Below are 12,495 nucleotides of genomic sequence, written 5' to 3' on the forward strand. Positions count from 1 at the left end.
CTCATTGCAGCGATTTCTTCGGCAAGCAGATCCACGGCAATTTGCTGGACCACGGCCTCAGTCGATCCTGCACCTCAAGACGGTCCAGCACGTACCAGGTTATCGCGTCCTTCAGCATCTCTTCGATGGCTAGATCGTTTTGGTTCGACGTACCGCCCATGTTGCACTCCTCTTCGGCCGTTGAAATCCATCGGCAGATTCGAGGCTATCTCCAGGGGTTGTCTCGGCCCATGATACTTCAAGGTGAGATTGATGTACCTTCGTCAAGTTCATCTACTCTTTGGTCTAGCCGTACCCATCGTGCCGCCCGACAATTTCACGCAATGACCGTCGGCCAGGCGCCGAAACCGACACCAAGGGCTTTGCGGTCGTTGCCCAGGAAGTGCGCGAGCTTGCGCAGCGCTCAGCAAATGCAGCGAAGGAAATCAAGACCCTGATCACGTCATCTGGGGAGCCAGTGAAAGCCGGCGTAACACTTGTTGGCAATACAGGCGCTGCACTCGCGGCTATTGTTGGTGAGGTCAAGGAAATCAACCAGCACATTCTCTCGCGAGCAGTCAACGGCGCTTCAGGAGATAAATACTGCCGTCAATACCATGGACCAGGGAACGCAACGGAATGCGGCCATGGTGGAAGAGACGACAGCGGCGAGCCATGCGCTTGTTTCCGAAGTGGGGCGGATCGCGAAAATGCTGGGCGAATTCAACAGCGGCGAGCCGAGCTCCAGGCCTCAGCCTGAACCGGCAAGATCATTGGCAGCGAAGACCCAGAACATGGCGGTTCGCGGAATGCAGGCCAAAGTCGCTAACAAGTTTGCATCGCTTGGAAGCGTCGCGGTTGCACGGGACCGTTGGGAGGAGTTCTGATCCGGCCCCCAATAGACTGCGCCTTCGGGGGAGCTCACCCTTTGGATGAATCCAGAGGCCCTGGTGGGTTGCGCTGCGGGTGCGATAGCATCGGAGGTTTTGCGCCTCGATTCGTCAAATGTGTCAGGAAATGCGATGCCCCCGCGCCGACAAGCACAAGACGGTAAGAAAAGGCTCGATGAGTACTCGGTCGAAAAAGGTTCTGCGGCTACAAGCAGATCCGGCCCCGGCGTATGGCAAAAGACACGATGCAGCAGCTCGTCCGTACGCATTCCGCAGATGACGGTGCAGCACCATACCGATGGCACGCTCACGGACAGGTGAAAACTTGTTCGTTGTCTTGCTCATATTGAGCGGCAAACCCGGTGCGGTTCATACCGCCCGTCACATTATCAACTGTAAACCTTCTGCGCACCAGCCTCGTGCGAAATAGCCAAATTCTGAGCGGCCAGAACGACTTCGAGCCTGCTTCGAGCATCCAGCTTCCCCATCAGAACGGTCATATAATGCTTCACCGTCTTTTCGCTGATGTCGAGCGAGATCGCAATCTCCCGATTGGTGCTGCCGCGCACCAGGTAGTCAACGATCTGTTCTTCGCGGGCGCTTAACCGGAGATGCACCTGCGTCTTTCGACGTAACGACTCGACGGTGGGCGAAGTAATACGCCGCCTCGCTAACCTTGACTCTTTGGCCGCGGCCGCATTCGATGTTGCCAGCCACAGGCCACCGACGCCAGCTCGTAAGGCCGGGAACTGAGTTCCTCCCGCAGATCATCGATCAGGTAGATCGATGCTGCACTCCTTGCCCATCACGCGCGCGAGCGTCTCCCGACTGACCGGTTCAGCTGAGGCAAAAGATCACCGCCTCGACCCGCAACAGCCACTCCCGCCAGCGCAGTTCCGCTGGCAGATCTTCCAGTCTCGATCATAGAGGCGCTCGCCTCCCGGACCTTCGTCGGCCGGAGGGCTAGTGGATCGTGATGGCAGTCGAGGACGTGACAAGCGTTGCCGCGAGGCCCGGGTATCGCTCGATCAGAATGGAAGCCAGCTCTTCCTGCGTTCGGTGGCCCTGGTTGAAAAGGTCAATCGCTGCACCACAGAGTGTCTCCGAGGCCCGCAGGTCGGGTGCCGCTTGAAAATGCTTGTACCAAGTCTGAACGGAACGTGAGAGCAATGCCATTTCTGCGTCAAGGATCGGTCTGAAAATCATGCCCGCCTCCCGGTTCTAAGAAACAGGGCGGATAGTAGTGACCCAACATCAAAGGTCAATGCGTATATTAGAAATCAATAAATGATATGATACGGTATCATACATTTGTCGTTTCAAAATGTCGAACTTCTGCAGTCTAGACAAGGAGTTCACGTCAATCGTCGAAATTTTGCGTGCGACCTAAAACCGCAAGGAGGCGACGTGTTGGATCGGCACGGCGCCATGCCTTCGCGCCGAAATCATTGAAAAAACTATAAGTCGATCTGCGTCGCTGCCCGGCCGGTGACGTCATTCATGTAAATGGCGTAAAAAAGATGCGGGGAAGCATGAGATGGCGGGACGGCATCTGGCTTCAGAGAACCTACCTCCCACCAATCCCTGTGCTTCTGGAGCAGCGACCAGGCGTGCAATCTCTCTTCGTGCCAGGTGTCGTTGTCCGGCAATTCCTGGAATTTGCCGTCGAGGATCACGCTTCTCCAGCTGCCCTTTAATTGCCGTTCCTCGACTTGCAGACAAACTCGCGGGTTTTCGCGCATCCACTCGACCTTGCGCCCCGGCATCGAAAAGCTGTAGGCGACCTTGGCATCGAAAACGAAGTACACTGGCACAATATAAGGCTGTCCCTCGTTGCAACATGCCAGGTGGCCATAGTGCCCGGCATTCAGCATCTCCACACATTCATGATGCGTCATAGTCCTGATTGCCATTGTCATTGTCTTCACCCCTATCTTCCAGGGCGATCCTCGGCGGATCGCTGCAGATGAAACTCCTGTCGGGTAAGATCGCCGCCCGGCCGGTCGAAAAGAACGCTGAAGATCGTTGCAATCATTACCGCGATGACCAGCAGCAAGGCCTGTTCGAACACCATCCAGCGGAACCATCTGTAGCGGTGCTCGGTACGCATCCTCTGCTCCTGGGCGGCGACAATTTGATCATTGCGGCGGGTTCTCAGCACGCGACAGATAGGATCCGACGGATTTGCCTTTGATGCATTGCGCTTGATCAAACATCGGAGACTTGGCACTCCATGCGAATGCTGAAAAGAGTGGTGAACGCGGCCCGAGAGGAGACGACGACGACAGAAAGCTGGATGACGGCATATCGGAATAACCGAAACAACAGTCTCCTAGTTTGATGGGGATCAAAGCAGCGCGCCGCTTGGCGTGCTTTGATAGCATTGCTCAATGTCGAGCAAGACAACGAGATCCAGTCGGGATCTGCTTGACAAACAGGAGATGGCCATGCCCGACACATTCCCCGTGAAGACCGAACAGAAAACCACGACGCCAGCTCAGAGCGGGATCTGGCCACCTTTCGAATCACTTCGTTCGGAAATCGACCGACTGTTCGAGGATTTCGGACCGTCTTGGCGCGCCGCACGGCGCCCGATGCTCCCCCGCGGCTTCGGGACCCAGAATGGCTTGGTCATGTCGCCTGCTGTCGATGTGGTGGAAAAGAACGATGCATTTGAAATTACCGCAGAGGTTCCGGGGCTCGATGAAAAGAACATCGAAGTGAAGCTCGCGAACGGCATATTGACCATACGGGGCGAGAAGAGCGAAGAGACAGAAGAAAAAGACAAGGCCTATCATGTTTCCGAGCGCCACTATGGCGCCTTTCAGCGCTCGTTTCAGCTTCCCGACTATGTCGATGTCGACGCCGTGAACGCGTCTTTTGCAAAAGGCGTCCTGAAAGTGGTCCTTCCAAAAACGTCCAACGCCAAAAAGAATGATCGGAAGATAGAGATTACAGCGGGATAGACGTCGGGGAACCTGACGGCCTAACCTAGTCTGAAAGACGCGCCGCAGCGTCGAACGACTGCGATCGCGTGGGTCACGTTCAGGACCTTACTCAGCCCCGCCCAGTTCGGGGCTTTTTTCGCGGAACACACGCTCCTCGAACGTGGTCTGTACGGCGGTCGCGATGCCGGAAACCTCCTTCTCTAAAATTGCCGCTCACTTTGATTGAACGCAATGTAGACCGGATCAGGAGTTCTATTCTGACCGTGCGGTTAATGCGCCGGTCGGAGGGCAAAATGGGCGGGATTGGTTGGCGGGATCCGATCATGGTGACACTCGGAACCGTGATATTCGCGAGCCCGTGGGTCTTGCCGTCAAGTTTCGGGGATCCGTTGGCTGGCGATGCAACAGCGTGGGCACTCGTCCTCACGGGCGCAGTGACGACGGGAACGGCAGTCGTCGGCATCGTGCTTCCGGAAAGATGGGAGGCCTTGATCGAATTCGCACTCGGCGGCTGGGTCATAATCTTGCCGTGGGTCATGCTCCCGCTTCACGAGTCGACCGCAGTCACCTGGGCGGCCGTCATCATCGGCAGTATCATCATCGTCATTTCCGCCTTCCCGGCATTCGCAGAGGCGGAACCCAAGCGGAGGAGTGAAATGGTCATGATCAATCATGGATCACGTACGACAGAAGCCCTGCTTTCAGCAGCGGGATGGCTATCAAAAGGAGATGACAGAGTGGGTGTTAGGGTGCTTCCGAAGTCAGACTGGTCGGCCTACTTTTCGGAACTTCATAAAGAGGTCGAAGGAAAAGAAATCAAGATTGAAGTAATCGGCGAAACGCTTGGCGATCAGGTGCTTATAAGATCTTCAACGCTAATCGGAGCAACGTACGAGCCAAAGGAGGATGCTCTCGAAATCTCGGTCAAAGGCATGACCCATGTTGTCGACCGTCCGCAGAAGATCTCCGTACTCGACGAAAATGGAACGGTATGCGCGATCGACGTGATTGATATCGGGGCCAGGCACCAGCTCATGACATTTGCGTAGTCGTGGGCGCGGTTTTTCACATCCTGCCGGGGATGCGTAAAACAGGCGGCCCAATCCGCACGATTGCCAGCGGCTCAATTCTCAAGGGCATCTCGAAGAGCGGGAGATGCGATCCGATAAGATTGACGCGATGCCGCGGAAGCTCTCGGGCTCCATCAAAGATGGGACGTGGCCACCAGGCGTTTTTGGTCCTGTTGCCCGTTCTTCTTTTTGCCGTGGGAATTCTGCCCCTCGAGGTTCAGCGCCGGATCGGCAATGGCCAACGCAGGGAACTGGCCTCAATACAATCCTGTACCTCGTACTGGCCTATCTGGCGCTCGCGCCCACCGAAGGCGGGATCAAGCTTGTCCTGAATGTTTATCGTCGCTGGATCGGTGAGGTGGCGATCCGTTGGCTTCGAATGGTGGTCATCGAGCAAGGGAGAACAACCCCGAGGATCCGGCGACCCTGGCCGAAGGCGTCGAAATGTCGATTGTGCTTGCCGAAGCCGAACCGGTCGGTGGATATGTGGGAACCGGCATTTCAGAACCTATCCTGAAGGCAGGCATTCTCCTTGCGGTTGGCGGATCGCGGGCCTCAACAAGGTTCCGATCCCTGGCGCGCTTTTGATTGGTATCGCGATGCGGGTCGCCCAGGTGAAATACAGATTGATCCCGATGCGAGCGCTCTTGGTCCAAAGCCAACTAAGCGCCGCTCAGGACTAAAGCCGGAGCAAACGCCGACAAAGGGCAACAGGAAAACGAGGACGCTTCACTCAGGCTAGACGATCGTTCGCGCGGCAATATCATCCAGCGTCGCATCAGTCTGATCGCGGATGCTTTGTGCAGCCTGCGACGTCATGGTCGAGGCGATCATGAGAATGTCGCTCGCTTCAGTCGCGAAATCGATTTTTGCTACCCGGACAAAATCGCCGATGACATCAAGGGCATCGTTGTACTCCGCGCTGTCAGCTAGGGCGCCAATCAATTTTGCCTGCTGCTGCGAACGTCGAAAGAAAAAATCGATGGCCGCCATCTGCGCCTGGAAGGTCGCATTCAGCACCTGATACTGAAAATCGACGCCCGCCCCCAGGATTTTCTCTGCGGCGGTAACGCCCGGAAGGTTCGGACGCATGGAGAAGCCAAGATCGTTGTTCGGAGTCATATCTTCTTCCTTCGCTGTTAGGCGTCTATTCAGTCAGTGTTAAACGAGTACGGGGATCTGTGGACGAGAGAGAACCTTGTTCGTAAGACTGCCGAGCAGAAGTCCGGCCACCCCTCCGCGGCCGTGCGATCCCATTGCGATCAGGTCACATCCGTTGACCAGGGCCGTTTTGACTATGGCTTCATGCACCTGATCGCTTCGCTCCTTGACCGTGTAGCTTGCTATCCCCTGATCCCGTGCCCGCCGTTCGGCCGCGGCCAGGAACGTGACCGCTTGATGATCTGACGATGGTTCATAGTCCTCTCGGTTCGCGGTCAGCTTGTCGGTGTCTAGCGTGAAAATCCGAAAAGGCTCGACCACGTGGACGAAAACGACTGACGCGTTTGCGTCTCTGGCAAAGGACACCGCGTTCTGGGCGGCCTGGTCCGCTAGCTTTGAACCGTCCGTCGGCACAAGAGTTTTTGTAAACATGAGGCACATCCTTCCGCCACCAAAGTAACGACACGGTGGCAACGATCCTTGATCCTCATCAATCTGGTAGAAGCTTGGCGTCGTTGGTCATCCTGGGTGATGCTTTCACGGCCACTCCACGCATGCGAGACGTCACTCCCTTGATCTCAGTCCATGCATGTGTCGCAGAAACGAGGAGTGTATCGACTGGCGTGCTTCCGCGCAAAAGTAGGGCGCAGAATTCCTTGCAGAGAGTTCGGGTCAGGAGAGGCAAAAGATGCTGGTCGAAACCGAAATGACGTCGTGCCGTGAAAGCGTCCTGCACGGGCTTGGAGGCTGCAAAGTCATGCTTGCCAATCGGATCATCCGAGCTCTCCAAGCAGGACTAATGTACGATATCGTACCCACTTAGTCCGGGCCTTTACGAAGTCCTTAAAACGCAGTCAAGTCAGGTGATCACTGGTATCTCGGTGGCGACCAGGCTGACTCGGAATATGGGCAGATTCACATGAACAGTGTCCAACACGGGTGGTTGCTTCTTCAAGTGAAGTGTCCCTCACTTCGATCGGTGCCCAAGGCGCGCAGCGACATCCGCGAACTCTGCGAGGACTACAGCCTCCTCATCCGCCACATTGACCTTCTTCGTCGTAACAATACTCAAGTTTCGCTGATAGCCGAGTATGAAGAGCTTGCTCGCTTCGTTGAGGACGATGTCGCCAAGCATCTCGGAATAGCCGACAAATGCGCGCCAAACAGTACCTGGCCGCAATTTCTCGTTCTTTCCCGAGTATCGGCCGCGGCTATGTGGGTGCGCAAGCTCCGATTTGCTTCGAAGGAACCCGCGACCTCCAACAAGATCCAAAAGGAGCGACGCAGGATTGACCGCTGACCTGGTTCCCAAGCCTTTCGGACAGCGGATGCGTGTGGTGGCGGTCGGCTCGGAGCAAGCCGCGCGCCAGGCGATTGTGTGGCTGCACTGAAATAGCAAACGCAGCGGGGAGCCCGTGTTGGCTCAACCCGCCGCGCGCACCACCGTCGCTGGAAGAGGGCAGCGCCGGGTGATACCGATGTTTGGTGAGTTGCCGGCCCAAACTCGCGCGGACTAGCGCAGACCTAGACGTGGTGATGCTGGCGGGCGATTTCCAGAGGCGCATCGAACCAACGTGGGCGGACAAGCACATAGCCGAAGGCAAAGTTCACGGTCGCCGACTAGAATTTTGGGTCGAATGATTTATTTGATTGCCAGCTAATATTCGCTTCGGTAGCGTCTTCGTCGGGAGGACCACCATGCAACACATTGATTCGACTGCTGCTGAGCCGATCGCAGCAATGAAAGTTTGGAGCGTCGCTGAGTTTTGCTTACTCCATCGCCTGGACGACAAGGAAGAAGCGAAGCTCCTGGCCCTGTTTGGCCAGTTCGCCTCTACCAGCGAACTCGTCCACAATGTGACGCGCCGCATGCGGTCAAGATAGGAATACGGCCCTGGCCTCTGGCAGTCAGTGGCTACTCAACATCAAGCTCGGAAACGACGAGTCGAACGCCGACATTATTGGGCCTCTGCGGTAGAGTGGCAGGACAGATGTGTGTTCGGTGCTCGCTTTCTTCGCCATTCGTCGCTGAAAGATCCGATGTGCAAGCGACCGCTGATTCCCGGCAGCAACCGACGGCGTTTGGCCAGCGAACGGTCGAAATCTTTGGCTCAGGGAGGAACGATTCGGTCAGTCGACCGAGCATCGCGCGAGCCTCCGCGTGCCGTTCAGGTTCCCATCTACTCACCAGCCGAGAACCGCTGCCGATAAAGCGTGACGATGCAATCATAGTGGTCCTTCCCGGAGGGACCCAGGGTCAATCTGTCAGGACCGATCCATTGCATCATCGACATTTCGACGAGCAAGGCCGCAGATGATCGGTCGAAGGCCATCACCGACCCCTCGCGTCGGGCCTCTAGGAGGAACCACAGGGCATTCGGCGGTAGATCCATTCCGGCGGTCAACGCAACGTTTTTCGATGGGCTTGCCGTCACGATAAAGAAATGACGCCACTATGCTCATATCGCCGCAACTCAAACTCCACGATCCAACTGGGCATAACCGCAAATTCGCGAAAACCCGTTCGCAGACCATTCGATGCTCGGCCCCGAACTCGACACCGATCATAAGGCGTAGCTTTCTCGGGGCTGTGAAAAGGAATAACGCCGTGCCGGTAATCGTGTTCAACGCAAATGCACTTTTTGCCGCCGAGTCCGCACCATCAGAGGCATTCGTTCGCCCAATGATTTGATTTGGACGGATCTGCACCTGCCTTATCCGTGTGCTCAGCAGGAATAATTGGGGCAATCCTATGCGGGCATCCAAACTGCGGAATTTCCGGAAGTGCGCTATTGGAGACAGGAACAAAGCTGTCACTGAATTGTTCGGAATTTTTCTAATTAAAGTCGGGATGAGTGCCGTGGCCACACTGACAAAGCCTGATAGGCTTGAGCTTTTTCCTTCAACGGATGCGGGTCTTTTTCACATCGTGGATGCGGGGCGCTTTGTTGGATCAATTGCTCGGGACGACCGCAATCGGACTTCCGGAAGGCCTTGGGCCTGGCGTCTTGTCGCATCCGATGGTACGACCCTCAATCTGACTGGCAGGTGCGTCGACCTCGATACTGCGCTCGCAGATGCAGAGCATGCCTACGTCACTCACCTCATCCAAATGACGAAGCACAAGAAAATTCAGAAGGTCGTCGACTCACGCTGATCGGTGCGCAGCCCTCCCCTGCCGACGTGCCGGCTTCGGCCGTCGATGTCAGGCTGTTGTTCATCGTGCTGCAGCATGGTCGCTCAATGCGGAGAGCAATCGGCGACCATGCCGTTTTCCTCATCTGTCGACAAAATTTGTTGAAACGACTCTTCTCTCCGTCCGCCGTCTCATCCTGATCGAGGAAAGCAAGCTTGCGTCGGTCGAATATCTCAGAGAAATCGCGCCATGAAATCTCCTCGGGACTTTCCTCGGGATCGCCGGTCCCGAGCAAACCTCCGTCTCTTCCTCCGTTGACGCGTGACGGTCGTCCGCTCCGTGTTTGCACCCAGTTGCGGATTTCATCGTGATTGGTGGTGGTCGTCGTTCACTCATTGGTAGGCTCGTGGCGGCTCCCTGGTTGAAACGTCGACCGAAAACCCGATCGAACATCAGCGCCCGCCGCGGAATAGCGTTTCGGCGGGCAGAGTTCCCGAACAGCACCGGCGAACCAGACGGAAGAACACCGCACGCACGAGAGCCGCCTTAAAATCCGGACTGTAAGCAGGATTATGGGATTCTATGCCGATCACATCGTTTCTTGAACCGCTCTATAGTTCCGACCACGGCGTCGGGTTGTGCTGAACCTCGTCCGACAAAGCGCTTAAGGAAGCGCCGTCGGTTAAGCTACGGCGCCAGCCAATCTCGATCTTCGTTTGGTACACCACTCTGGAGGAGCGCAGAGATGTCAACTTTGATTGCGATTGTTTATCCGACCGAAGCCAAGGCAGAGGAAGTTCGTCAGCGCTTGTTAGAAATGCAGAAGGAGTATCTCATCAAGATGGGAGACGCCGTCATCGCGACCAAGACCGACGGCGGCAAGGTCAAGCTGAGCCAGCTGGTCAATACCACGGCTGCGGGCGCCGCATCTGGTAGCTTCTGGGGCCTTCTGATCGGTGTGCTCTTCCTCAATCCACTCCTTGGAGTAGCGGTCGGTGCAGCATCCGGTGCTATTGGCGGGGCGTTGACAGATGTCGGAATCAATGACGATTTCATGAAACAGCTTTCCGCTAACCTTGACCCGGGCAACGCGGCGTTGTTCGTCCTCATCCAGGAGATGACGGAAGACAAGGTCCTAAAGCAGATATCGGCCTTCGGGGGTGTCGTTTTGAAGACCTCGCTTGATGAAACCAAGGAACATGTCTTGCGGGAGGCATTGCAGGGGGCGGCTACAGCCAGCTAGAGCCCGTCATGTTTTGACGGAGGCGTAGCCGGCGTTGAGAAGTAGTTGGCGCATTCTTCTGGCTTGTGGTGTCGGCAAGCAGCCCCAGATGTCGCCAAGTTTCCTCAATGTTTCGCACTTGGGCGCATCCAGTGCTTGATCTTGGCACACTCTCGTTGATGAAGACGAAGCCGCTTCGGATCGAAGCGCTCTGCCAGGCCTCCCAACGGGCTCTGCGCCGGGCAAATGTCGGCGCGGTCCTGCTCACTGGCGAATGGCGTTTTTTGATGGACGCCGCAGCCCGTGCGAAGGCAGCCTAGCCGTGATGCGAACTCGCCGGGACAGCACAACTGCAAAACTTGATCTGCGATGACCGACGGCGCGAGGAGTTGTGCCGCGCTCATGCATGGCGCCGCGATCAGCGGCAACAAGTCCGGCGCGGAAGGTAGGAAATGGGCCCAACTACCCTGCAGCGGCGAGAGTTGCCGATGTTGCATCTGACGGTTGAGAATCCCGGTCGGAAAGGCTAGATTGCTGGAGGGAGAACTCATTACCTTTCGGCTTGCGGTCTTTTAGACCGAGCATGCGGATCCTACGACCGCGTGACGTCTTTTATGCCCAGCAGATTACAAACCATTCGATTGCATCATTCCGACGTTACCCCGCCCATTCCATGGGCTAAGGAGGAAAGTACGAATGAAGTGCACTTTCCCGGAGCGCGACAGGCCTCGCGAGAACGTTCTGATGCTTGATCGCGAAGCGGAGAACGGAATATTGGTGGGCGGCCCAAGATCGTCCTTACCTTCCTATCATTTATCCACCGCCGGCCTTTGCCGGGGCGAGCAGTTTGATCTATGGCATGACAATTTCGCACCAATGCTGGATCTCGCTGATATCACTCCGGGAACGTCAACCTTCACCGGCCGGCAAAAGCTATGGGACCTCGGCAGCCTGGTGCTTGCCGAAATCAACACGGATAGCCACGCGTTCTCCAGCCTTCCGGGCCGTGTTCGACGTGATCCCGTCGATCACTGGACAATGACCGTCCTGTTGAAAGGGAAAATTCGCACTAAAACGAAGAGATACGCGTTCGGCGGCGGGCTCGGTGAGGTTCAGATCCATTCTCTCGGCCGCTCTTTTGAGGGCATGGTCGCCGAAGAGAGCAAAATGCTGATGCTCTTTGTGCCCAGGGACCTTTCTGTTGAGACTGCGGCGACGCTTAGTTCGGCGGAGTTTTCGACTCTCGCCACAGGAATGGGACGCCTGTTTTCGGATTATCTGGTGGATGTCGCTCGCCGCCTGCCCATGCTGGCGCAAGCCGATCTTCCAAGCCTCACTGCTGCTACCCGAGCCATGATTCTTGCTTGCGTTTCGCCATCCACTGGTCATGTGGAGGCGGCTGAGGGCCCCATTGCGAACTTGCTCCTCGAACGAGCCCGCCGATTGATTAACAACCAGCTGCTCGACCCGAGACTCGGCAGCGAGATGGTGCGCAAGGAACTTGGCGTTTCGCGAACGCGCCTCTACAACCTGTTCGAGCCGTTTGGCGGCGTCATGCACTACATCCAGCATCGTCGACTGCTCAGCGCTTACGCAGCATTGACAGATCCAAGCGATCGGCGTCTCATTTTTCAGATTGGCGAAGAGCGCGGATTCGGCGACGGCGCCGAGTTCGGCCGGGCGTTCAAGCGGACCTTCGGCTGCAGTCCGAGCGAGGTGAGGAATCGAGATGGCGGTGGCATTCGCGTGCGCTCCGACCTCGCGGACTGCCCCTCCGTGGAACGGTTAGGGGTTCTCCTGCGACGCTTACAGGGTTAGCCCGCGCGTCTTCTTATCACGCAGTCATCGAGCCTGCGCGATGTCGATGGTAATGGTAGCACACTGCGATAGGCCCTTGCCGGGACCAGCACGGTGCTGTTCTCAGCTCGGCTTCAATTTGCTTGCCTTTGGCCGCAAGTCGCACTTGTTCTTTTACCACTTGCACGGCGAGCCTCCCACCATTTTCTAGCGCACCATCCAGGAAGGATTTCGTCCCAGCGGAATGATCGAACAATGTAAGACAACGCTTACAGAATATCTGCAACGCAGA

The 12,495-nt window shown here is 56.5% G+C and carries 15 protein-coding genes and 2 pseudogenes; 8 read left to right on the forward strand and 9 right to left on the reverse strand.

The features are described from left to right. Window position 1: 1 nt before the first annotated feature. On the reverse strand, window positions 2–160 hold the full coding sequence (locus FHX16_RS17565; RefSeq protein WP_259129541.1) for a hypothetical protein: 159 nt from the start codon (window positions 158–160) through the stop codon (window positions 2–4). 195 nt (window positions 161–355) lie between these two features. Between FHX16_RS17565 and FHX16_RS17570 the strand changes: the two are divergent. Further along, window positions 356–866, forward strand: a pseudogene (locus FHX16_RS17570) (methyl-accepting chemotaxis protein); the annotation flags it as partial. Between the two features lie 392 nt (window positions 867–1,258). On the opposite strand, the gene FHX16_RS17575 reads toward FHX16_RS17570, so the two are convergent. The 5 genes and pseudogenes from FHX16_RS17575 to FHX16_RS17595 all read right to left on the reverse strand — a co-directional run bounded on the left by FHX16_RS17575 (window position 1,259) and on the right by FHX16_RS17595 (window position 2,979). Then, window positions 1,259–1,486, reverse strand: coding sequence for a helix-turn-helix transcriptional regulator (locus FHX16_RS17575; RefSeq protein ID WP_310503133.1), 228 nt, complete (start codon window positions 1,484–1,486; stop codon window positions 1,259–1,261). A gap of 74 nt (window positions 1,487–1,560) precedes the next feature. Next, a pseudogene (locus FHX16_RS17580) lies at window positions 1,561–1,852 on the reverse strand (SMC-Scp complex subunit ScpB); the annotation flags it as partial. After that, on the reverse strand, window positions 1,833–2,075 hold the full coding sequence (locus tag FHX16_RS17585; RefSeq protein WP_183756176.1) for a hypothetical protein: 243 nt from the start codon (window positions 2,073–2,075) through the stop codon (window positions 1,833–1,835). The pseudogene FHX16_RS17580 and the gene FHX16_RS17585, both read right to left, overlap by 20 nt. 251 nt (window positions 2,076–2,326) lie before the next feature. After that, window positions 2,327–2,788, reverse strand: a complete 462-nt coding sequence (locus tag FHX16_RS17590; protein ID WP_259129543.1) for a pyridoxamine 5'-phosphate oxidase family protein — start codon at window positions 2,786–2,788, stop codon at window positions 2,327–2,329. Between the two features lie 11 nt (window positions 2,789–2,799). Further along, entirely contained in the window at window positions 2,800–2,979 is a 180-nt protein-coding gene (locus tag FHX16_RS17595) for a hypothetical protein (protein WP_259129544.1), read from the reverse strand. Window positions 2,980–3,316: 337 nt separating this feature from the next. Here FHX16_RS17595 and FHX16_RS17600 point away from each other — a divergent pair, with 337 nt between their 5' ends. The 3 genes from FHX16_RS17600 (at window position 3,317) to FHX16_RS17610 (ending at window position 5,475) form a co-directional block, all read left to right on the forward strand. Then, on the forward strand, window positions 3,317–3,835 hold the full coding sequence (locus tag FHX16_RS17600) for an Hsp20/alpha crystallin family protein (RefSeq protein WP_259129626.1): 519 nt from the start codon (window positions 3,317–3,319) through the stop codon (window positions 3,833–3,835). Window positions 3,836–4,305: 470 nt separating this feature from the next. Then, a complete protein-coding gene (locus FHX16_RS17605) occupies window positions 4,306–4,866 on the forward strand; it encodes a DUF5335 domain-containing protein (RefSeq protein ID WP_259129545.1) in 561 nt (186 codons plus the stop codon). A gap of 390 nt (window positions 4,867–5,256) precedes the next feature. Then, window positions 5,257–5,475 (forward strand): hypothetical protein, encoded by a 219-nt coding sequence (locus FHX16_RS17610; RefSeq protein ID WP_259129546.1) that lies wholly within the window; start codon window positions 5,257–5,259, stop codon window positions 5,473–5,475. Window positions 5,476–5,625: 150 nt separating this feature from the next. Here the strand turns inward: FHX16_RS17610 and FHX16_RS17615 are convergent, their stop codons facing one another. From FHX16_RS17615 to FHX16_RS17625, 3 genes are all read right to left on the reverse strand, one after another. Further along, complete coding sequence (locus tag FHX16_RS17615; protein WP_183756172.1) at window positions 5,626–6,009, reverse strand: hypothetical protein; 384 nt, start codon at window positions 6,007–6,009, stop codon at window positions 5,626–5,628. A 39-nt stretch (window positions 6,010–6,048) separates the two neighbouring features. After that, the gene (locus FHX16_RS17620) at window positions 6,049–6,480 is read right to left on the reverse strand and encodes a universal stress protein (protein ID WP_259129547.1); all 432 of its coding nucleotides are present in this window, start codon (window positions 6,478–6,480) and stop codon (window positions 6,049–6,051) included. 535 nt (window positions 6,481–7,015) lie between these two features. After that, window positions 7,016–7,228, reverse strand: a complete 213-nt coding sequence (locus tag FHX16_RS17625) for a hypothetical protein (RefSeq protein WP_183864666.1) — start codon at window positions 7,226–7,228, stop codon at window positions 7,016–7,018. Between the two features lie 518 nt (window positions 7,229–7,746). Between FHX16_RS17625 and FHX16_RS17630 the strand changes: the two genes are divergently transcribed. From FHX16_RS17630 to FHX16_RS17650, 4 genes are all read left to right on the forward strand, one after another. Beyond that, the gene (locus FHX16_RS17630) at window positions 7,747–7,932 is read left to right on the forward strand and encodes a hypothetical protein (RefSeq protein WP_183756169.1); all 186 of its coding nucleotides are present in this window, start codon (window positions 7,747–7,749) and stop codon (window positions 7,930–7,932) included. Between the two features lie 1,997 nt (window positions 7,933–9,929). Next, a complete protein-coding gene (locus FHX16_RS17640; RefSeq protein WP_183756167.1) occupies window positions 9,930–10,427 on the forward strand; it encodes a DUF1269 domain-containing protein in 498 nt (165 codons plus the stop codon). Between the two features lie 131 nt (window positions 10,428–10,558). Then, window positions 10,559–10,726 carry a hypothetical protein gene (locus FHX16_RS17645; RefSeq protein WP_183756166.1) on the forward strand — a complete coding sequence of 56 codons (168 nt, stop codon included), beginning with the start codon at window positions 10,559–10,561 and terminating at the stop codon, window positions 10,724–10,726. 376 nt (window positions 10,727–11,102) lie between these two features. After that, on the forward strand, window positions 11,103–12,224 hold the full coding sequence (locus tag FHX16_RS17650) for a helix-turn-helix domain-containing protein (RefSeq protein WP_246712774.1): 1,122 nt from the start codon (window positions 11,103–11,105) through the stop codon (window positions 12,222–12,224). Window positions 12,225–12,495: the final 271 nt, after the last annotated feature.

The sequence above is a fragment of the Rhizobium sp. BK661 genome, from assembly GCF_024808825.1.
Lineage (GTDB): Bacteria > Pseudomonadota > Alphaproteobacteria > Rhizobiales > Rhizobiaceae > Rhizobium.